The organism is Streptomyces sp. NPDC006335 (assembly GCF_040612795.1).
In the GTDB taxonomy this organism is placed as follows: domain Bacteria; phylum Actinomycetota; class Actinomycetes; order Streptomycetales; family Streptomycetaceae; genus Streptomyces.
Genome location: NZ_JBEXQX010000004.1, coordinates 290,495 through 310,610 on the forward strand (window position 1 = coordinate 290,495; position 20,116 = coordinate 310,610).

The 20,116-nt window shown below is 72.4% G+C and carries 15 protein-coding genes and 1 pseudogene; 8 read left to right on the forward strand and 8 right to left on the reverse strand.

Features of this window, described 5'->3' with window-relative positions; genetic code table 11:
* Positions 1–16: 16 nt before the first annotated feature.
* Complete coding sequence (locus ABZ098_RS15155; protein ID WP_356591007.1) at positions 17–457, reverse strand: nuclear transport factor 2 family protein; 441 nt, start codon at positions 455–457, stop codon at positions 17–19.
* A 113-nt stretch (positions 458–570) separates the two neighbouring features.
* On the opposite strand from ABZ098_RS15155, the gene ABZ098_RS15160 reads away from it, so the two are divergent.
* Positions 571–1,461: a LysR substrate-binding domain-containing protein gene (locus ABZ098_RS15160; RefSeq protein ID WP_356591009.1), complete on the forward strand. Its 891-nt coding sequence runs from the start codon at positions 571–573 to the stop codon at positions 1,459–1,461.
* 121 nt (positions 1,462–1,582) lie between these two features.
* Here ABZ098_RS15160 and ABZ098_RS15165 read toward each other — a convergent pair whose 3' ends face one another.
* A complete protein-coding gene (locus ABZ098_RS15165) occupies positions 1,583–2,668 on the reverse strand; it encodes a M12 family metallopeptidase (RefSeq protein ID WP_356591011.1) in 1,086 nt (361 codons plus the stop codon).
* Positions 2,669–2,764: 96 nt separating this feature from the next.
* Between ABZ098_RS15165 and ABZ098_RS15170 the strand changes: the two genes are divergently transcribed.
* Positions 2,765–4,636 (forward strand): LuxR C-terminal-related transcriptional regulator, encoded by a 1,872-nt coding sequence (locus ABZ098_RS15170; RefSeq protein WP_356591013.1) that lies wholly within the window; start codon positions 2,765–2,767, stop codon positions 4,634–4,636.
* A gap of 84 nt (positions 4,637–4,720) precedes the next feature.
* Here the strand turns inward: ABZ098_RS15170 and ABZ098_RS15175 are convergent, their stop codons facing one another.
* Positions 4,721–7,288: a CHAT domain-containing tetratricopeptide repeat protein gene (locus tag ABZ098_RS15175; RefSeq protein WP_356591436.1), complete on the reverse strand. Its 2,568-nt coding sequence runs from the start codon at positions 7,286–7,288 to the stop codon at positions 4,721–4,723.
* Positions 7,289–7,436: 148 nt separating this feature from the next.
* Between ABZ098_RS15175 and ABZ098_RS15180 the strand changes: the two genes are divergently transcribed.
* From ABZ098_RS15180 to ABZ098_RS15190, 3 genes are read left to right on the forward strand one after another with little or no spacing between them, the layout of a single operon-like run.
* Positions 7,437–8,864 carry a S8/S53 family peptidase gene (locus ABZ098_RS15180; RefSeq protein WP_356591015.1) on the forward strand — a complete coding sequence of 476 codons (1,428 nt, stop codon included), beginning with the start codon at positions 7,437–7,439 and terminating at the stop codon, positions 8,862–8,864.
* A 59-nt stretch (positions 8,865–8,923) separates the two neighbouring features.
* Positions 8,924–9,499: a sigma-70 family RNA polymerase sigma factor gene (locus tag ABZ098_RS15185; protein WP_356591017.1), complete on the forward strand. Its 576-nt coding sequence runs from the start codon at positions 8,924–8,926 to the stop codon at positions 9,497–9,499.
* A complete protein-coding gene (locus ABZ098_RS15190) occupies positions 9,496–9,984 on the forward strand; it encodes a hypothetical protein (RefSeq protein ID WP_356591019.1) in 489 nt (162 codons plus the stop codon). Before ABZ098_RS15185 ends, ABZ098_RS15190 begins: the two co-directional genes overlap by 4 nt.
* Positions 9,985–9,997: 13 nt before the next feature.
* On the opposite strand, the gene ABZ098_RS15195 is transcribed toward ABZ098_RS15190, so the two are convergent.
* On the reverse strand, positions 9,998–10,771 hold the full coding sequence (locus ABZ098_RS15195; RefSeq protein ID WP_356591021.1) for an N-formylglutamate amidohydrolase: 774 nt from the start codon (positions 10,769–10,771) through the stop codon (positions 9,998–10,000).
* Between the two features lie 47 nt (positions 10,772–10,818).
* Here ABZ098_RS15195 and ABZ098_RS15200 point away from each other — a divergent pair, with 47 nt between their 5' ends.
* Positions 10,819–11,148 (forward strand): DUF5713 family protein, encoded by a 330-nt coding sequence (locus ABZ098_RS15200; RefSeq protein WP_356591023.1) that lies wholly within the window; start codon positions 10,819–10,821, stop codon positions 11,146–11,148.
* 61 nt (positions 11,149–11,209) lie between these two features.
* Here ABZ098_RS15200 and ABZ098_RS15205 read toward each other — a convergent pair whose 3' ends face one another.
* The gene (locus ABZ098_RS15205; RefSeq protein ID WP_356591025.1) at positions 11,210–13,429 is read right to left on the reverse strand and encodes an NADP-dependent isocitrate dehydrogenase; all 2,220 of its coding nucleotides are present in this window, start codon (positions 13,427–13,429) and stop codon (positions 11,210–11,212) included.
* Between the two features lie 206 nt (positions 13,430–13,635).
* Between ABZ098_RS15205 and ABZ098_RS15210 the strand changes: the two genes are divergently transcribed.
* The gene (locus ABZ098_RS15210; protein ID WP_356591027.1) at positions 13,636–15,168 is read left to right on the forward strand and encodes a M1 family metallopeptidase; all 1,533 of its coding nucleotides are present in this window, start codon (positions 13,636–13,638) and stop codon (positions 15,166–15,168) included.
* A gap of 475 nt (positions 15,169–15,643) precedes the next feature.
* Here the strand turns inward: ABZ098_RS15210 and ABZ098_RS15215 are convergent, their stop codons facing one another.
* The 3 genes and pseudogenes from ABZ098_RS15215 to ABZ098_RS15225 form a co-directional block, all read right to left on the reverse strand.
* On the reverse strand, positions 15,644–16,729 hold the full coding sequence (locus ABZ098_RS15215; protein ID WP_356591438.1) for a mechanosensitive ion channel family protein: 1,086 nt from the start codon (positions 16,727–16,729) through the stop codon (positions 15,644–15,646).
* 190 nt (positions 16,730–16,919) lie between these two features.
* Positions 16,920–17,067 (reverse strand): annotated as a pseudogene (locus tag ABZ098_RS15220) (amino acid permease); the annotation flags it as partial.
* On the reverse strand, positions 17,068–18,045 hold the full coding sequence (locus ABZ098_RS15225; RefSeq protein ID WP_356591029.1) for a lysylphosphatidylglycerol synthase domain-containing protein: 978 nt from the start codon (positions 18,043–18,045) through the stop codon (positions 17,068–17,070).
* Positions 18,046–18,195: 150 nt separating this feature from the next.
* On the opposite strand from ABZ098_RS15225, the gene ABZ098_RS15230 reads away from it, so the two are divergent.
* Positions 18,196–20,103: an ABC transporter ATP-binding protein gene (locus ABZ098_RS15230; RefSeq protein WP_356591440.1), complete on the forward strand. Its 1,908-nt coding sequence runs from the start codon at positions 18,196–18,198 to the stop codon at positions 20,101–20,103.
* Positions 20,104–20,116 lie beyond the last annotated feature (13 nt).

The following is a 20,116-nucleotide window of genomic DNA, read 5'->3' on the forward strand; positions in this document are numbered from 1 at the left end:
TCGATGGGTGAACCGGTCAGACCCGTGGAGCCGAGCCCGGGAGCGCGGTGGCGTCCTGGTACCTGACCTCGTAGACGCGTTCGCCGAACCGCCAGCCGTCGGGCGTGCGCTGGTAACGGTCGTGGTAGACGGCGTAGTTGAGGTGCGAGCTGCCGTCCTTCATCCGCCCGAACTCCTGGACGTACGCGCGTCCGGCCGCGGTGTCGCCGTCGAGCCGGATGACTCCCGCGTGCGTGTTCTGCACGAAGAACTCCCAGAGCCCCTGCCCCCACTCGACTCCCGCGCGGATCTCCGCCCGGCCGGTGAACTCCTTGCCGATGTGCGGCCACCGCATCGCGCCCCCGGGGGTGAACAGTGAGGCGACACGGTCGTAGTCGCGCATCATCACCGCGTCGGTGATCTCCGCGCGCAGCGCCTCGATCTCGACGCGGTCGGCGACGGCCTGCATGTCAGTCATCGGTTCCCTGCCTTGTCGTTCCGGGCCGGTGGTGGTGTGCCTCCAGCATCGGTTCGGGGCACCGGCGGAACAACGTAAGGTTCGTGGGGCTGTCCATAACTCGGGGGTTATGCATGGAGCTCCGCGACATCGAGATCTTCCTGACCCTGGCCGAAGAACTGCACTTCGGCCGTACCGCGGAACGCCTCCACGTGTCCCAGGCCCGGGTCAGCCAGGCCATCGGCAAGACGGAACGCCGCCTCGGCGTCGCCCTGTTCGACCGCACCAGCAGACGGGTCGCCCTGACCCCCGTCGGCCGGCGACTGCGCGAAGACCTCCAGCAGGTCGTCGACCTGCTCCGCGAGGGGCTCGCCCGGGCGGAAGCGGCCGGACCGGGCGCCGGCCAGGTGCTGCGGGTGGGCGTGTTCGGTCACGCCGGACACGAACTGCGGCCCCTGGTCGACGCGTTCCGCACCCGCCACCCCGGCAGCGACATCCAGTTCAACGAGGTCAGCGGCAGCGATCCGTTCACCGCGCTGCGCACCGGGGAGCACGACGTGCACGTGCTGTGGCAGCCCGTCGCCGAACCGGACCTCACGGTCGGTCCCACCGTGCTCACCGGGGGCCGGGTGCTGGCCGTCTCGGCGGACCATCCGCTGGCCGCGCGGGGGTTCGCGACACTGGAGGACCTCGGGGACGACCACGTCGTCGACCTCGGCCCCGAGGCCCCGGAGTACTGGGTCGCGTCCATGGTCCCCACGCGTACGCCGCTCGGCCGCCGGGTCCCGCGCGGACCGGCCGCACGGACCTTCCACGAGATCCTCTCGCTGGTCGCCGCGGGCGACTGCGTCCACCCGCTGGGCGAGATCGCGGCCCGCTACAACAGGCCGCCGGGCATCGTCTTCGTGCCTCTCCAGGACGCCTCGGACCTCCAGTGGGCCCTCACCTGGCGCACCACCGCCGACAGCCCCACGATCCGCGCCCTGGCCCGGACGGCCGCGGACCTCGGCCCGATCGCCATGTGACAGCGGCCCCGCGACGCCGCGTGGCCGACGCTCGTCTCCCTCCCCCGAAGGTGACGAGCGCCGGCCATTCCCCCGGCGCCGGACAGTGGTCCAGCCTCGCCCGTGCGGCCCGACTGTGCTGTCACCAGCACATGAGCGCGGTTTCCCCCGAACCCCACGCGGAGTACAGGCGCACACGGACGAAGTAGCGGCGGCCCTTCACGAGACGGGCCCTGAGCGTGGCGTTGTGCGGAGTTCCCCCGTCGTCGTGGCCGGTGAGGTAGCGGGCTTCTCCGTCCCGCTCCTCGAAGACCACGACGACGGTGTCGCTGTCGCCGAAGGTGCCCACCGTGTACTCGCGGGTCTCCGACGGTTCCACGGTGAAGTCGGCCTGCTCACCCGGGCCGAGCCCGAGCGGCGCGGACCGGAAGGGCTCCAGCACCGGCGGCCGGACCTGCTCGGTCGGCGGGTACCAGCGCAGGACGTACTCCTTGTCGGAGGCCGACAGGGTGCCGGGCGGGTTCAGGCCCGCACGGTACTGCTCCGGCTCCAGGATCAGCCCCGCCTCGAAGGGATACTCCATGATCGACTGCGGGTCCCAGACGGAGCCGTTGACCTCGTCCGGGTCGAGCTTGCGCAGGATGTTGAGGAACGTCCGGTCCCGGCTCCAGAAGTTCGGCGGGCCCGCCAGATCGGCGTAGACGGCCTCGTCGTCCCAGTGGATCCCGGCGAACGGACTCTGGTGCTCGTGCAGCATGCCGAGCGCGTGCCCGATCTCGTGCAGGGCCGTCCCGCGCTCCCCGGGCACGGTCAGGTCCCAGCCGAAGTTCATGGTGCGTTCGTTCAGACCGACCAGGAGGGCGTCCTTGCCCACCGTCGACCAGGAGCCGTCGCCGATCTGGAACCCGATGCGCAGCTCGGCCTCCGAACGGTCGCCGACCTCGACGAACCTCACCCCGATCCCGAGGTCCTGCCACTCCTGGAAACACTCGCGCACCACGTCCCGCTGCTCCACGGCACCGGCCCACGACACCCGGCGGGACTGCCCGGTCCCCGGAACAGGAATGACCGACCCGTCGGCTTCGCCGTCGAAGAACCAGTAGTGCAGGACCGTGCTGTTGACCCACATCCGGCCGCCGCCGACGAGCGCGCTCAGCCGCTCGGCGGCCAGCCCCGGGGCGAACGCCGGAGCCGACTGCTGCGCGAGGGAGCAGTAGCGTGCGGTCATGGCGTTCAGCGTGCCCGCCGGGCGCTCCGGGGCGCCTGAGTCGGGGGCTACTCAAGTCCCCCTGTATCAGGACTGAGTAGCGGTGCTCCAGCTACCGTGACGATTTTCGAACGGGACGCGAAGACCGTGCAGCCGCCCTGGCCTTTCACCGGGCGGGAGGACGAACTCGAGCTGGTCCGCGGGTCCGTGTCCGGGGGACGGCAGGGCATCGTGGTGACCGGTCCGGCGGGCCGGGGCAAGACCCGGCTCGTCACGGAGGCCGTACGCGGTACGGACTGCGTGCGAGTGGTGGGCACGCCCGAGACCCGCGGGATACCGTTCGCCGCGTTCGCGCACCTCCTGCCGGAGACGGTGTCCCTGCACCGAGCGGTCCAGCTCATGTCGTCCGTACGGCTGCTGCTCGTCGACGACGCCCATCTGCTGGACGACGCCTCGGCGGCCCTGGTCCACCAGCTCGCGGCGCACGGCCGCACTCGGCTCCTGGTCGTCGCCACCGAGGGCACGCGGACGCCGACGGCGATCTCCCGTCTCTGGACCGGGGAGCTCCTGCCGCGGCTCGCCCTGGAACCGCTGCCCCGGGAGGAGACCGCGCGGCTGCTCGCGGCCGGCGCCGGCGGCCCGGAACCCCTCACCGTCAACCGGCTGTACCGCCTGTGCCAGGGCGATCTGCGCCTGCTGCGCGAGCTGGTGGACGCGGTGCGCGAGCGGGGGCTGCCGCGCCGGGTCCCGGACTCGGCCGAGTGGGAGTGGCGCGGCCCGGTGCCGATCACCGCGAGCGTGCGGGAGCGCGCCGCGCACCTCCTCGACCGCACCGGGCCCGGCGAGCGGGAGACCCTGGACCGCCTGGCCTTCGGCGAGCCCCTGGCCGTGGACGCCGACACACTCGACCTCGACGCCCTCGAAGCCCTGGAGGCCGACGGCCTGGTCCACGTCGACGAACAGGGCGCCGCCCGCCTCGCCCACCCCCTCCACGGCCCGGTGCTGCGCGCCGCCGCCGGACGCCTGCGGGCCCGGCGCCTGGCCGGCACCCCGGACGGCTGCGCGGCCGCCCTGGAGACCGAGACGGCCACCCTGATGCGGGCGATCGCCGAGACGGACGTACGAGCCGTCCCGGCCCCGGTGGGGGAGTGGCTCGTGGCCGAGCGCACCGGCATCCCGGCCCGGCACGCCGCCGTGCGTGCCCGCTTCGCCCGCCTGCGAGGCGAACTGCGCGAGGCGGCGGCCTGGGCGAGGGAGGGCCTGCGCACGAGCCCCGGCGACCCGTCCTGCCATCGCGAACTGGCCCTGGCGGCAGCCCAGTCGGGAGCCACGGGCACCGACCGGGTGGAGGGGCGTCCGGCCGGGGCGGGCGGGGTTCGACTCACCGTCTCCGCAGCCGTCACTTCCCCCTCCCGCCGCACGGCCAACTCGCCGCACACCGCCGGTGGTTCGGCCGCCGCCCGCGGGCATCTCGGTGTGACGTCTGGGACGGCCGACGAGGACCCCTACGACGCCGTCCGCCTCGGCGCGCCCGACCGGGCCGTCGGCCGGCTGACCGGTGTCTTCGCCGCCCACGCCGAGGCGCTCGCCCGCGGGGACGGTCCCGCCCTCGACCGTGCCGCGCAGACCCTGGAGGAGCGCGGTTTCCTGCTCTTCGCCGCCGAGGCGTACGCCCAGGCCGCGGGCGCGCACCGCGACCCGAGCGCCGCCCGCACCTCACGCACCCGAGCCGTCGCCCTGGCCCGGCGCTGCCAGGGTGCCCGCACTCCGGCCCTGTCCGGGCTGGTCCTGGGCGAACTCACCGCCCGCCAGCGGCAGATCGTCACCCTCGCGGCCGCCGGACTGAGCAACCGCCAGATCGCGGAGAAGCTCACCCTGTCGATCCGTACGGTCGGGAACCACCTCTACAGCGCGTACGCCCGCCTCGGCGCGAGCGACCGGGACGCGCTGCCGTGCCTGGTGGAGCTGCCGGAGGCACAGCCGGCCTGAGCCGTACACCGGACCGGGGCGGTCTGACCCCCAGTATTCGGGGGAGGGGTCAGGCCGCCCCAACACCTCACGCACCCGCGCACATCACGCCGCCCCGAACGCCGAGAACGCCCACCCCGTCGCCCGATGCACCGAGTCCCCCGGCAGCGCGGCCCGCGCGTCCCGCAGTGCCTCCGCCATGGACGCCCCCGCACTCAACGCCTTGTGCAGCGTGAGCATCAGCGGCACCACCGCCTCGTCGTTGACCGGCGCGCTGCACGCCACCACTCCCGCCGTGCCCAGCGGCAGCAACGCGGTGACCAGGCCGAGCAGTTCGTCCGCGCCGACCGAGGCGAACCGCGCCGTGTCGCAGCAGGACAGGATGATCCGGTACGGACTGCGGTCCAGGCGCTCGAAGTCGTGGACGATCAGCGGCCCGTCGGCCATCCGCAACGACGAGAACAGCGGGCTGTCCGCACGGAACGTGCCGTGCGCGGCGATGTGCGCCAGCGCCGCCCCGTCCAGTTCCTCCAACACCCGCTCCACGCGCGCCTCGTCGTGCTCCAGCACGGTCGCGGAGCCGTGGCGTCCGGCCAGCTCGGGCACCTCGGCGCCCCCGCTCGCGAGGCCCGGCCCGCGGACGAGCACCTGACGCCCGCCCGGCGGTGGCGCGGTCTCCCGCGCGCGCAACCAACTGCTCGCCGACGGCGACACGCTGAACACCCGATCCCGCAGCGAGGGCAGCAGCGCCCACGGCACCCGGTGCAGCCGCCCCGGCGGCACCACCACGACCGGACCGGAGCCGAGCCGCGCCGCGGCCGGACCCAGCAGCAGTTCCTCCAGCCGCCGACCTGCCGCCTCCACCACCGGAAGCCGGGCCTCCGCCCCCGGGTGGGCCAGCCGCCTGAGCCCCGCCTGGACGTGTTCCGCCTCGCGCTCGGCGTCGGCCAGCAGCCCGCCCTCGAACCGCCGCACCCGCCCCTGCGCGCACAGCAGCACCTGGACACGCCCGTCGAGCACGGCGAGTTCGACCAGCCGTACGTCGTCGCCGAGACGTTCCAGCAGCCTCGCGGGGTCGAACCGGTAGCCGTCGCCGGGAGCGTCGCCGCGCATGTGCAGGGTCCGGGACCGGATCTCCCGTTCCAGGCGCCGCTGTTCACGCTCCAGCGTCGGCACGGGGCGGCCCTCCATCCGGGCTCCCTCGGCGCGGGCCGCTATCTCCCGGAAGGCGGTGAGGTCGCTGAGCAGCGCAGGGTCGGCCGGCGGGCGGGTAGGCGGCGCGGACAGCACCGTCGCCCGCCAGCGCTCGCTCCACACCAGCAGCCGCCGCGGCCCGCCCGACGCGAGCGAGGCCCGCGCGGCGAGCCCGGCCAGCTCAGCGCCCTGAGCGGTGGCCCGGGCCCGCAGTTCCGAGGCGCCCAACGTCGTACGGTGATCGTCGAGCACGTCCAGCCCCCGGCGGCAGGCCTCCAGCACCCGCCGGTCGGAGCCCGCGGCCCGCGCCCACAGCGCCCGCGCCGCCCATCCCGTCATCCGCGCCAGCGGCGGCCCGCTGTGCCGGCTGCGGGCGGCCACCTCCAGATGCCGCCGGGCATCCTCCCGCCACCCCAGGTCGAGCGCGATCCGGCCGGCCAGCAGCGAGGCCTCCGGGGCGGCCGGCGCGCCGAAGGAGGCCAGCCGGTCGGCGACCGCCGCCGCGTCCGCGACCAGCCGTCCCGAGCCGCGCCCGGCGGCGACCCGCGCCTCGATCAGCACCAGCCGGGCGTGCGTCTCCCACCAGGTGCGCCGCTGCCCGGCGAACAGCCGTACCGCCATGTCGGCGCGCGCGATCGCGGTGTGCGCGTCGCCCGCGTGCCGGGCCGCCCGCGCGGCGGCGAGCAGCAGCTCCGCCTTGAGGGTGGACTGCCCGCCGATCCCGTCGAGCACCTTGATCGCCGCGTCCGCCTCCGCGAGCGCCTCCGGGGCGAGCCCCGCGGCCATCAGGACCTCGCAGCGCCGGACGGTGAGCATGAACGTCGGCGTGCCGAGCTTGGCGTACCGCTCCTGTGCCTCGTCGAGCAGCCGCAGCGCGGCGGGAACGTCCCCCGAGCGGTAGGCGGCCAGCCCCCGGCTCTCCACCACGTCTGCCTTGTCGTGCTCCTGGCCCGTGGTGTCCCACAGCGCCTCCGCCGCCGTGAAGTCGGCGTCCGCCCGCTCCACCGCCCCGAGCGCCAGATGCACGGTGGCCCGCAGGGTCAGCGCCCGCGCCGTCCAGATCACGTCGCCCGCCTGCCGCAGCACCGGAACCGCGCGCCGTACGTCCTCCAGCGCCGCCCGGTGATGCCCGAGCACCCACGAGGCGTAGGCCCGCCGGAACAGGACCTGCGCCCTGGTGTGCCCGCTGCTGACCGCGACACCCCGCTCCAGCGACTCCAGTCCCTGCCGGGTGCGCCCCGCGTGCACCAGCGCCACCCCGAGCGCCGCCAGCACGTCGGCCTCCCGGTCGGCCGACTCCGAGCGGGCCGCCAGATGCCGGGCCCGGCGCAGATGTTCCAGGGCGATCCGCATGTCGCCCCAGTCCCGCTGCCAGATGCCGATGACCTGGTGGGCGACGGAGGCGTGCAGCGGTGAGGGATCCGAGCCGAGTACTTCCTCCGCCCTCGCCAGCGCCTGGTTGGGGGCGGCGAACACCATCGGGAGCAGTTCGAGAACCTGGTCGTTTCCCGCTGTCACCCAAAGGATGGTAGTGGCCCAGTCGGCAGGCCACACCGGTTCGGCGCTGTATCAATCACCGGACCCGCGGCTCTGACTGACGACCGACGCCTCAGTGGGAGGACACGCCATGGCACCTCAGCGATTCCACGAGCAGTTCGACCAGATCCAGCGCTCCATGCCCGACGTCCCGCTGGCACTGGGGCCCGACGACGCCTCGGAGTTCATCTACGAGAAGGGCGTGGTCCTCGCCCGGGACGGCCGCGACGCGGCGCTCGTCGAGGAGACCGTGCGCAGCCACTTCACCGCGGCGACCGGTCTGACCGGCGACTATGTGCGCCGGGACAGCCCCGAGACCAACCGATCGGGCATCACCCGGATCAAGGTCGGCGACCCGGGCCACGGCGACCGGCGCGGCGACCGTGCCGTCACCCACGCCCTGCGCGCCATGCGGGAACGCGAGGGACGCGCCGGACACCGACTGGTCAGCCGCAACCACGTGGTGTCGATCGCGGTCAACTCCTGCCCCGGTGACGAGCCCGTGCCGGCCGCGCTCAGCCAGGGCACCAATCCGGCCCCCGCGGAAACGGGTTACGACCCCGACACCGCCGTCGGCGTCCTGGTCGTCGACAACGGCCTCACCCACGACCACGCGCTCGTCCCGCTGCTCGCCCACGTCGAGGGCGACCTGCACGGCACCGAGACCGACGGGGAGGGCAACCTCCTCCAGTACGTCGGCCACGGCACGTTCATCGCCGGTGTCCTGGCGGCCGTCGCGCCCAACACCGACATTACCGTCCGCAGCACCCTCAACGACGCGGGCGCCATCCTGGAGTCCGAGTTCGGCGAGAAACTCTTCGAGGCGGTCGCCGACGGCTGGCCCGACATCATCAGCCTCTCCGCGGGCACCTCCAACGGCCGCCCCGACGGACTGCTCGGCATGGACGCCTTCATGCAGGAACTGCGCGCCCACGACACCCTGTTGGTCGCCGCGGCCGGCAACAACGCCAGCGCCACCCCCTTCTGGCCCGCCGCCTACGCCGAACTGCCCGAGTACCAGGGAGTCGTCCTGTCGGTCGGCGCGCTGCGCGGCGACGGCGAGTTCGGCGCCTGCTTCAGCAACCACGGCTCCTGGGTGCAGGTCTACGCCCCCGGCGAGCGCCTCACCAGCGCCCTCACCGGCTTCGACGCACCGGTGCCGTACCTGTACCAGCACTCCACCTACGACGCCTGCCGGTACGGCTTCACCTACGTGTGCACCTGCCAGTCGCCCTCCCACGTCGGCGCGTTGAGCGAGGACGGCAGTACCGCCAAGCCGGACCAGGTGATGTTCGAGGGGTACGCCCACTGGAGCGGCACCTCCTTCGCGACGCCGGTCGTGGCAGGTCTGGTCGCCGCCCACATGAGCGCGGACAAGGAGACCGACCCGCGGGCCGCCCGGCAGCAACTGCTTTCCGCGAACACCCAGTTCGCCGAGGTGCGCGGGGCACACGTACCGGCGCTGAAGCCGGCGGGCTGGCGTCCGGTGCCGGTCGTGCAGCGCCCGGTGGGCACATGACGGCCGGAGCGGTCCCTTCCACGGCGTACGATGACTTGCCGTACACGAGGGGTGGGACCGTGGACCGAGCAGATGTCGGTGCGCTGGTCCAGTCCGCCGTCGACGGCGACGCGGCGGCCTGGAAGGCGCTCGTGGAAGGGCTGAGCCCACTGGTGTGGGCCGTGGTGCGCGCGCACCGGCTCTCCGACGCCGACGCGCACGAGGTGTACCAGACCGTGTGGTTCCGCTTCGCCCAGCACCTCGGCCGGATCCGTGAACCCGAAAAGGCCAAGTCCTGGCTCGCGAGCACCGCGCGCCACGAGTGCCTGAAGGTGCTCAAGAGCTTGCGGCGGCTGACCGTCACGGACGACCCGCAGCTCCTGGACCGGATCAGCGAGGACCGTACGCCCGAGCAGTCGTTCATCGACTCCGAGGAGGCCGCCGCCCAGAGCGAGCGCGTGCGGTACCTGTGGCAGGAGTTCGAGGAACTGGGCGAGCGCTGCCGTCAGTTGCTGCGCATCCTGATGGCCTCGCCGAAGCCCGGCTACCACGAGGTGTCCGCCGCCCTGGGGATCGCGGTGGGCAGCATCGGACCACTGCGCCAGCGCTGCCTCAGGCGGCTGCGGGCGCGGCTCGAAGCCCGGGGGGCGGTATGAGCGGCTACGACGACCTCGGCGACTTCACCGAAGAGGCCTTGCCCGACGAGGAGTTCGCCTTGGACATGCTGGAGGAGGAGCTCCGGCAGGCGACGGCCATCCTGGACCCCGTACCGGTCGGCCTGCGGCAGATCGCCGTCGAGGCGTTCGCGCTGCACGACCTGGACAGTCGGATCGCCGAGCTGACCTTCGACTCGGTGGTGGACGCCATTCCGGTGCGGGGAGCGACGGGGGCTCCGCGGATGCTGACCTTCCACGCGGGCGAGGTGACGGTCGACGTCGAACTCACCCCGCAGGGTCTGATGGGGCAGCTGCTGCCGCCCCGGTCGGCCCGGATCGAGGTGCTCAGCGGTCCGCAGGCGGGCGCACCCGTCACCACCGACGACATGGGCCGCTTCACCTGCGAGACGTTCCCGACCGGCCCCTTCGCGCTACGGCTGTGGACCGGCGGGCAGGTGATCGTCACCGACTGGCTGACGGTCTGAAGGAGGCCGGGAGTCAGCCCAGGGCGTCCACGAGCGCGGCGAGCGCCTGCGCGAGCTTGTGGAGCCCCGGACCGGCGGGCCCGCCCGGTTCCGTCATGTACGTGTCCCGCCGGATCTCCACCATCAGGGCACTCACCCGGGGATCGCGGCCGTAGAACTCCAGCGGCACGTACGTCCCGCTGAACGGACTGTCCAGCCCGACCTCCCCGAACGCCTCCCGGGCCGCGGCGAGCAGCTCGGGCGGCGTGTGGAAGGAGTCGGTCCCCAGACAGACCGGCGGCCGCGGCCCCTCGCCGTGCAGCTCGTAGGGCAGCGGCGCGCTGGGATAGGAGTGCACGTCGATGACGACGGCCCGCCCCGTGACGTCCAGCCGCCGGGCCACGGCCTCGGTCATGGCCCGGGCGTACGGCCGGAAGTAGCGCGCGACGAGCGGCCCGGGATCGGCGTCCCCCGGCCGCAGGGCCTCCCGATGCGTGGTCCTCGTGTACACGGCCCCCATCCCCACGGCGAGCATCTCCTCCCGCTCGTCCGGGAACCGCTCGGGATCGACGACCAGCCGCGAAAGCCGGTTCACGAACCGCCACGGAACCACCCGGGACAGCCGGGCCGCCTCCTCTGCGAGCTCCGCCGTGTGCGCGTCGACGATGTGATCGAGCTCCCGCTCCAACGCCGGGTCGTCCAGCACGATCCCGGCCCGCACGTCGGCGGGTATCTCCCGCGCCGAGTGCGGCACATGGAGGATCACCGGCGACAGCTCGGCACCGGGCAACAGGTCGAACGAGGACATACGGCCGCTCCCGGGGCGTTGTCAGTGGCGTGGTGCACCATCTCAGCATGAACATCAGCAACACGCAGGTGAGCGCCCACCCGTTCCTCAAGGCGCTCTACGAGGACGGCTACTACCCCGACGACGCGGTGGACCGGGGCAAGGGCATCCTGCTGCGCCTGTGCGCGCGCATCGAGGCCGAGCGGCCCGCGGACCTCGCCGCGCTGTACGTCCTGACCCACGCGGCCACCGAGGAGTTCAACGACCTCCAGGACGAGGACTTCGACATAGAGACCGTGGCCCGCGAAGAGCTGGCCGAGGAGTTCTGGTTCGTGTCCCAGGCGTACGGCTTCGCCGACGCGGACGTGGAGGAGCTGATCGCCCCCCGCGACTGGTGAGACGCGCACCGCCCCGGCCGGGCACAGGCCGACCGGGGCGGAGTCGTACAGCGGGCGGGCGTCAGCTCAGGGACGCGAGCGCCTCGTTCCACGTCGTCGACGGGCGCATGACCTTCGCGGCCTTGGCCGGGTCGGGCTGGTAGTAGCCGCCGATGTCGGCCGGCTCGCCCTGGACGGCGTTGAGCTCCTCGACGATCTTCTGCTCGTTCGCGGCGAGGGTCTCGGCGAGCGGGGCGAAGGCCTTCGCCAGGTCCGCGTCGTCGGTCTGCGCGGCCAGCTCCTGCGCCCAGTACAGGGACAGGAAGAAGTGGCTGCCGCGGTTGTCGATGCCGCCGACGCGACGGGTCGGGGACTTGTCCTCGTTGAGGAAGGTCGCCGTGGCGCGGTCGAGGGTGTCGGCGAGGACCTTGGCGCGGGCGTTGCCGGTGAAGTCGGCGTACTGCTCCAGGGAGGGGACCAGCGCGAAGAACTCACCGAGGGAGTCCCAGCGCAGGTAGTTCTCCTTGACCAGCTGCTGGACGTGCTTCGGCGCGGAACCGCCGGCGCCCGTCTCGAACAGGCCGCCGCCCGCCATCAGCGGGACGACCGACAGCATCTTGGCGCTGGTGCCCAGCTCCAGGATCGGGAAGAGGTCGGTCAGGTAGTCACGCAGCACGTTGCCCGTCACCGAGATGGTGTTCTCACCGCGGCGGATGCGCTCCACCGACAGCTTGGTGGCCTCGACGGGGGCGAGGATCCGGATGTCCAGGCCCTCGGTGTCGTGCTCCGGCAGGTACGCCTTGACCTTGGCGATCAGCTGCGCGTCGTGCGCACGGGTCTCGTCCAGCCAGAACACGGCCGGGTCGCCGGTGGCGCGGGCGCGGGTGACGGCCAGCTTGACCCAGTCCCGGATCGGCGCGTCCTTGGTCTGGCAGGCGCGGAAGATGTCGCCGGCGGAGACCGTCTGCTCGATCACCACGTTGCCGGCCTGGTCGACGAGGCGGACCGTGCCGGTGGTCTGGATCTCGAAGGTCTTGTCGTGGGAGCCGTACTCCTCGGCCTTCTGCGCCATGAGGCCGACGTTCGGCACCGAGCCCATGGTCGAGGGGTCGTAGGCGCCGTTGGCACGGCAGTCCTCGATCACGGCCTGGTAGACACCGGCGTACGACGAGTCCGGCAGCACCGCGAGGGTGTCGGCCTCCTGGCCGTCCGGGCCCCACATGTGACCGGAGGTGCGGATCATGGCCGGCATCGAGGCGTCCACGATCACGTCGGACGGCACGTGCAGGTTGGTGATGCCCTTGTCGGAGTCGACCATCGCCAGAGCCGGACCCTCGGCGAGCTCGGCGTCGAAGGACGCCTTGATCTCGGCGCCCTCGGGCAGGGACTCCAGGCCCTTGTAGATACCGCCCAGACCGTCGTTCGGGGTCAGACCGGCCGCGGCGAGCTTCTCGCCGTACTTCGCGAAGGTCTTGGGGAAGAAGGCGCGCACGACGTGACCGAAGATGATCGGGTCCGAGACCTTCATCATCGTGGCCTTCAGGTGCACGGAGAACAGCACGCCCTGCGCCTTGGCCTCGGCGATCTGCGCGGTGAGGAACTCCCGCAGCGGGGCCACGTGCAGGACCGAGGCGTCGACGACCTCGCCCTCCAGGACCGGTACCGACTCGCGCAGGACGGTGGTGGAGCCGTCGTCGCCGACCAGCTCGATCCTCAGCGAGCCGGCCTCGGAGATCACGACGGACTTCTCGGTGGAGCGGAAGTCGTCCACGCCCATGGTGGCCACGTTGGTCTTGGAGTCGGCCGACCAGGCGCCCATGCGGTGCGGGTGGGTCTTGGCGTAGTTCTTGACCGATGCGGGGGCGCGGCGGTCGGAGTTGCCCTCGCGCAGGACCGGGTTCACGGCGGAGCCCTTGACCTTGTCGTAGCGGGCCTGGATGTCCCGCTCCTCGTCGGTCTTCGGGTCGTCCGGGTAGTCCGGCAGCGCGTAGCCCTGCGCCTGCAGCTCGGCGACGGCGGCCTTGAGCTGCGGGATCGACGCCGAGATGTTCGGCAGCTTGATGATGTTGGCCTCGGGCGTCTTCGCCAGTTCGCCCAGCTCGTGCAGGGCGTCCGGGATCCGCTGGTCCTCGGTCAGGTACTCCGGGAACACGGCGATGATGCGCCCGGCCAGCGAGATGTCCCGCGTCTCCACAGAGACACCCGCCTGCGAGGCGTACGCCTGGACCACCGGCAGGAAGGAATACGTCGCCAGGGCCGGGGCCTCGTCAGTGTGCGTATAGATGATGGTCGAGTCAGTCACCGGGTGCTCCGCTCCACGTCTGCAACATTGCTCGACATCAAGATATCTCGTGACCGCCCCGGTCTCGACAGCGGTCCTCGACTGCCGGCGAAGATCTCGTCCAACCCCTCGGGCAACCGAAGCGTCCGATCTCGTGGTCATGCACGTTGATCACAGTCATCCGACGGCCGGGCCCGACCACCCGGCCGCCCGAGGGAAAGCAGACCATGAGATATCGCACCAGAGTGACGGCCCCGGCAGCGCTGCTCGGCACCGTGGCGGCCCTGTCCGTGGCCGCCCCGGCGCACGCGGACCAGGACACCGCCGCCCCTGGCCCGGAGACCCTCGGGGACCCCGTCTTCCCGGGCCTCGGCAACGACGGCTACCGCGTCTCGGCGTACCACCTCGACCTCGCGTACGACGCCACGACCCGGCTCGTCGACGCGACGGCGACCCTGACGATCGTCACCACCCAGGAGCTGAGCCGCTTCTCCCTGGACGCGCTGGGACTCGACGTGCACGAGGTGCTGCTCGACGGCGTCCCGGCCGACCGGGAGCAGGCGGGTGCGAAGCTGCGGATCACCCCCGGCGTCCCGCTGGCCGAGCGGACCACGGCGACCGTCACCGTGACCTACACGGTGGACCCGCGGGGCGCCGTCACCCCGACCGCCTGGGTGCCCACCCCGGACGGCTTCGCGATCTGCCCCCAGCCCAACGCCGCCCACACCGTCTTCCCCTGCAACGACCACCCCTCGGACAAGGCGGACTTCACCTTCCGCGTCACCGTCCCGGCCGGTCTCAAGGGCGTCGCGAGCGGCCGGCTGGTCAGCACCGAGGATCTCGGCGACGGCCGGACCGCGTACTGCTACCGGTCCCGGGAGCCGATCGCCACGGAGATCGTGCAGATCACGGTCGGCGACTATGTGATCAAGGACCGTCAGGGCCCGCACGGACTCCCGCTCAGGGACGTCGTCCCGACCGCCCGGGCCGCCGCCCTGGAGCCCGCCCTCGCCCTCACCCCGAACCTGGTGAGCTGGATCGAGCAGCGGCTCGGCGCCTTCCCCTTCGAGACGTACGGTCTGCTGCCCTGCAACAACGACGCCTCGAACGCCTTCGACTTCACGGGCCTGGAGACCCAGACCCTCACCCTGTACAAGCCGAACTTCCTGCTCCAGGCGGAGAAGAGCATCGGCTCGCACATGATGCACGAGCTGGTCCACTCCTACTTCGGCAACAGCGTGAGCCCGGCCACCTGGTCCGACCTGTGGCTCAACGAGGGCCACGCCGACTTCTACGGGCTGCTCTACCGCTACGAGCGCGGCTGGACCGACTCCCTCGGCCTGACCACGATGGAAGCCCGCATGAAGGACACGTACGCGCGCGGCGACCAGTGGCGGAAGTCCTCGGGCCCGGTCGCCGCCCCGAACGAGGCCAACCTCTTCGACAGCCAGCGCTACCTCGGCGGCGTCCTCGTCCTGTACGCGCTGCGCCGGCAGGTCGGCGAGAGCGTCTTCAGCGCGATCGAGTCGGCGTTCCTGGAGCGCTTCCGGAACGCCTCGGCGTCCACGGCGGACTACATCGCCGTCGCCTCGGAGGTCTCCGGCGCCGACCAGTCGGGCTTCCTGGGGGCCTGGCTCTACGGCACCAAGACCCCGAGGATGCCCGGCCACCCGGACTGGACGGTGACGCCCGTCAGCTCGGCCCTGCGGCAGCCGCCGAGCCGACCGAGCGCCCCGCACGACAACTCGGCCACCCTGTAGCCGACCACGACGGAACCGGCGCGCCCGATCCGGGCGCCGACGTGTCGGAGGCCCGGCGCGGGGGCGACCACCGGGCGGCGCGGGTGCCCCCGATGGTCGCTGCCGTACGAGCCTGGCCCGGAGCGAGTTCCTTCGCCGCCGGAGGCCCGGCGTGGGCGACCGATCGGCTGATGCCGCGGGCCCGGTCCCGGGGGGTGTGGGTGCGCCCGGCCCGGCGTCTTCGCCGTCGGATGCCGGGCGTGGGCGACTGGCGGGCTGGTGTCGCGGGTCCGGTCCCGGGGGTGTGGGTGCGCTCGGCCCGGCGTCTTCGTACGGGCCTGGCCCGGAGCGAGGTCCTTCACTGTCGGATGCCGGGCGTGGGCGACCGGCCGGGTGGTGTCGCGGGCTCGGCCCCGGGGGTGTGGGTGCCGCCCGGACCGGCGTCTCCGTACGGGCCTGGCCCGGAGCGCCGTTCCGTACCGTCGGCGGGCAGGTCCTAGTCGAGCCGGGCGGAAGACACCTCGCCCGGTTCGATGACGGTCTGCGCGCCGCGCTGGTGCGGGATCGACACCGAGCCCTGCTGGAGGGCGACGGTCCGCGTGGGTGCCGGGATCCGGATGCCCTCCTCGCGGTACCGCTTGTGCAGTTGCTTGATGAACTCGTGCTTGATGCGGAACTGGTCGCTGAACTCGCCGACGCCCAGGATCACCGTGAAGCCGATCCGGGAGTCACCGAAGGTGTGGAAGCGGACCAGCGGTTCGTGCTCGGGGACCGCGCCCTCGACCCGTGTCATGACCTCGGTGACGACCTCGCAGGTCACCCGCTCGACGTGCTCCAGATCGCTGTCGTAGGCCACCCCGACCTGCACCAGGATCGTCAACTGCTGCTCGGGACGCATGAAGTTGGTCATGTTCGTCTTGGCGAGCTCGCCGTTGGGGACGACGATCAGGTTGTTGGAGAGGGCGCGGACCGTCGTCTGGCGCCAGTTGATGTCCTCGACGTAGCCCTCCTCGCCGCTGGCCAGCCGGATGTAGTCACCGGGCTGGACCGTCTTGGAGGCGAGGATGTGGATGCCCGCGAAGAGGTTGGCGAGCGTGTCCTGGAGGGCGAGCGCGACCGCGAGACCGCCGACGCCGAGGGCGGTGAGCATCGGCGCTATGGAGATGCCGAGGGTCTGCAGCACGACCAGGAAGCCGATCGCCAGGACCAGCACCCTCGTGATGTTGACGAAGATCGTGGCCGACCCGGCGACCCCGGAGCGGGAGGTGGTGACCGTCCGCACGAGCCCCGCCACCAGCCGGGCCGCCGCCACCGTGACGACGAAGATCAGCAGCACGGTCAGCACCTGGTTGACCGTGCGCTGGACGCCCTTGGTCAGCGGCAGCGCCGCCGCGGCGACGGCGATCCCGCCCGCGACCGCAGCCGAGGGCACCACGGTCCGCAGCGCGGCCACCAGGACGTCGTCGCCGCCCCACTTGGTGCGGTCCGCGTGCTTGCCCAGCCACTTGAGCAGCATGCGCAGCAGGAAAGCCGCCACCACGCCCGCGACCACGGCGATGCCGGCGCCGATCATGTCGTCCATGGTGAGATCCCGTTGAAATGCCGTCACGTTGCCACCTGTTCGATATTGCGGGATGTGCGATCGTGTCGGCCTGTGAAGGTTCCGTGGCCGACGCGACCGCTCATCCTGCCGTATCCGGCACGGGAGTTCGTACCGCGCGGGCCGCCGGATCGCCTGGTTTCGGACGCTGCCCTCGGCGAGCTCGGCCTCCTACCGGAGGGGACGGCGTCAGACAGCGCAGCACCGTCACACAGGCCCCTCGGACCACTGGTGTGCAGCAATGGGGCTCACTCCACCGGCCCAGGCTCCACGGACCCGGCTGAAAACGACTCCCCGCGTGCACTCGCACCAAGAACCGGTCAGATCACCTTCAGGCGCACCAGCGCACCCAGTGTCAGCGCGCCCGGCAGCAGCGGCACCCAGACCGTGATGATCCGGTAGGCGAGCACCACCGCCGTGGCCACGGCCGCCGGGCCGCCGGCCGCGACCAGCGCCACCACCAGGGCCGCCTCCACCGAACCGACCCCGCCCGGCGTGGGCACCAGCGCCACCGCGCAGGTGGCGGCGAGGTACGCGAGGGCCATGTGCGCGGGCGGCACCGACAGCCCCAGCGCCTGCCCCACCGCGGTGAAACCGGCCGCCTGGAGCGCGGGGAAGGCGAGCGAACCGCCCCACAGCGCGAGCGCCCGGGACGGCCGGGTGTGCACCGAGCGGGCCTCGCACAGCGCGGTCCGCAGGAAGGAGCCCACGGCCCTGCGCACTCGGCGGACGCCCACGAGCACGCCCACGGCCACCACCAGCACCGCACCCAGACCACCCAGCAGCAGGGGGCCGGCCGACTCGTCGGGCAGCAGCGTGCCGATCCGCAGCGCGTCCGGGAAGGCGACGAGGAGCGCGGCCAGCAGGGCGAGCCGGCCGACCGACTCCGCCAGCAGATACAGGGCGAGCGCGGCCGAGGAACGGGCGAGCGGAACCCCGCACACGGTCATGAAGCGCAGGTTCACCGCGCCCGCCCCGAGGCCCGTCGGCAGCAGATGGTTGGCCGCGCCCGCCGCGAACTGCGTCGCCAGCAGCCGCCGCCGGGGCAGCCGCTCCACCACGGCGCCCTGCCGGGTGAAGGAGGCGGCCACCCAGGTCAGACAGGTGGTGCCGACCGCGGCCATGAGCCACGGCCACTCGGCGTGCCGCAGATGACCGAAGCCCTCGGCGAGCACGGAACGGTGCCGCACCGCCACGACGGTGACCAGCAGGAGCGGGACCAGACACAGGATCTGACGGATACGGCGGACGGGGAGGCGCTGGAGAGGGCGTCCCTGGGGGAGTTCTACCGCTGTCACACCGGGAGAGGGTTTCCCCGCGGCGCCAACGGCGGGTTGCGGAAGCGCGGCCGGTGGCTTACGTACGGTCATCGAGTCCTTCGGTCGGGCGGTCGAGGTTCGGGCGTTGACCTCGACAACGCTTGAGGTTCTAAGTTCTCTCCCATGAGCATGGAGACCACAGCCTGGACACAGCTTCACAGTGTCATGAACGCCGAGCAGGAGCGCCGCCCGTTCGCCCGCGCGACCCTGCGCCGCATCGGCGCGTTCGCCCGACCGCACCGTACCCGAATCGCCCGTTTCGTCGTGCTCGGGGTGGCGACCGCGCTGCTCGCCGTGGCCACGCCCGTCCTCGCCGGCAAGGTCGTCGACGCGATCGTGTCGGGCGACGACGAGGGCAAGGTCGTACGTCTGGCCCTGCTCATCGCCCTCATCGCGGTCGCCGAGGCCGCGCTCGGCATCCTCGCCCGACGCCTGTCGGCCACGCTCGGGGAGGGACTCATCCTCGATCTGCGCACGGCTGTGTTCGATCATGTGCAGCGCATGCCGGTCGCGTTCTTCACACGCACTCGTACGGGAGCGCTCGTCTCCCGACTCAACAACGACGTCATCGGTGCCCAGCGCGCCTTCAGCAACACCCTGTCCGGCGTGGTCAGCAACCTGGTCACCCTGCTGCTGACCCTCGTGGTGATGCTCACCCTGTCCTGGCAGATCACCCTGCTCGCGCTCGCGCTGCTCCCGGTGTTCGTGATCCCGGCCCGCCGCATGGGCAGCCGGATGGCCCGGATGCAGCGGGAGGCGGCCACCCTGAACGCGGCCATGGGCACCCGCATGACCGAACGCTTCTCCGCACCCGGCGCCACCCTGGTCAAGCTCTTCGGCCGCCCCGAGCAGGAGTCCGTGGAGTTCGCGGCCCGGGCCCGCCGCGTGGCCGACATCGGCGTACGCACCGCCACCGCCCAGTCGGTGTTCATCACCGCCCTGACCCTCGTCTCCGCCCTGGCCCTCGCCCTGGTCTACGGCCTCGGCGGCTGGTTCGCCCTGCGCGGCAGCCTGGAACCCGGTGCCGTGGTCTCCCTCGCCCTGCTCCTGACCCGCATGTACGCCCCGCTCACGGCTCTCGCCGGCGCCCGCGTCGAGGTGATGAGCGCGCTGGTCAGCTTCGAGCGGGTCTTCGAGGTGCTGGACCTGAAGCCGTTGATCGAGGACAAACCGGACGCCCGCGAGGTCCCCGAGGGGCCGGTCGCCGTCGAGTTCGCGGACGTCCGCTTCGGCTACCCCTCCGCCGACAAGGTCTCCCTGGCCTCCCTGGAAGAGGTCGCCTCCCTCGACACCCGCGGCGGCGCCGAGGTCCTGCACGGCGTCTCCTTCCGCGCCGAACCCGGGCAGACCGTCGCCCTCGTCGGTTCCTCCGGCGCCGGCAAGTCGACCGTCGCGCAACTGCTGCCGCGGCTCTACGACGTCGACGAGGGCGCCGTCCGCATCGGCGGCGTCGACGTCCGCGACCTGACCGCCGGTTCCCTGCGGGCCACGCTCGGCATGGTCACCCAGGACGGCCACCTCTTCCACGACACCGTCCGCGCGAACCTGCTGCTGGCCCGTCCCGAGGCGACCGAGGCCGAGCTGTGGGACGCCCTGCGCCGCGCCCGCCTGGACGCCCTCGTACGGTCCCTGCCCGACGGCCTGGACACCGTGGTCGGCGAACGCGGCTACCGGCTCTCCGGCGGCGAACGCCAGCGCATGACCATCGCCCGCCTCCTGCTGGCCCGCCAGCGGGTCGTCATCCTCGACGAGGCGACCGCCCACCTGGACAACACCTCGGAGGCCGCCGTCCAGGAGGCGCTCACCGAGGCGCTGGAGGGCAGGACGGCGATCGTGATCGCCCACCGCCTGTCCACGATCCGCACGGCCGACCTGATCCTGGTGGTCGAGGACGGCCGGATCGTGGAGCGGGGCACGCACGAGGAACTCCTCGCGCTGGACGGCCGGTACGCGGAGCTCTACCGGACGCAGTTCACCTCACAGAACGGCGTGCTCCCGGAGATCGCGGCGGCGGGGGAGACCGTGGCCCAGGCGTGAGGCCGGCGCGGGC

Excerpts from the sequence above, each read along its gene's own strand:
- ABZ098_RS15230 (WP_356591440.1), top strand. The coding sequence starts at position 18,196 with ATGGAGACCACAGCCTGGACACAGCTTCACAGTGTCATGAACGCCGAG.
- ABZ098_RS15175 (WP_356591436.1), bottom strand. The coding sequence starts at position 7,288 with ATGGTGTTCGCCGCCCCCAACCAGGCGCTGGCGAGGGCGGAGGAAGTA.
- ABZ098_RS15210 (WP_356591027.1), top strand. The coding sequence starts at position 13,636 with ATGAGATATCGCACCAGAGTGACGGCCCCGGCAGCGCTGCTCGGCACC.
- ABZ098_RS15155 (WP_356591007.1), bottom strand. The coding sequence starts at position 457 with ATGACTGACATGCAGGCCGTCGCCGACCGCGTCGAGATCGAGGCGCTG.
- ABZ098_RS15180 (WP_356591015.1), top strand. The coding sequence starts at position 7,437 with ATGGCACCTCAGCGATTCCACGAGCAGTTCGACCAGATCCAGCGCTCC.
- ABZ098_RS15165 (WP_356591011.1), bottom strand. The coding sequence starts at position 2,668 with ATGACCGCACGCTACTGCTCCCTCGCGCAGCAGTCGGCTCCGGCGTTC.
- ABZ098_RS15160 (WP_356591009.1), top strand. The coding sequence starts at position 571 with ATGGAGCTCCGCGACATCGAGATCTTCCTGACCCTGGCCGAAGAACTG.
- ABZ098_RS15200 (WP_356591023.1), top strand. The coding sequence starts at position 10,819 with ATGAACATCAGCAACACGCAGGTGAGCGCCCACCCGTTCCTCAAGGCG.
- ABZ098_RS15190 (WP_356591019.1), top strand. The coding sequence starts at position 9,496 with ATGAGCGGCTACGACGACCTCGGCGACTTCACCGAAGAGGCCTTGCCC.
- ABZ098_RS15195 (WP_356591021.1), bottom strand. The coding sequence starts at position 10,771 with ATGTCCTCGTTCGACCTGTTGCCCGGTGCCGAGCTGTCGCCGGTGATC.
- ABZ098_RS15215 (WP_356591438.1), bottom strand. The coding sequence starts at position 16,729 with ATGGACGACATGATCGGCGCCGGCATCGCCGTGGTCGCGGGCGTGGTG.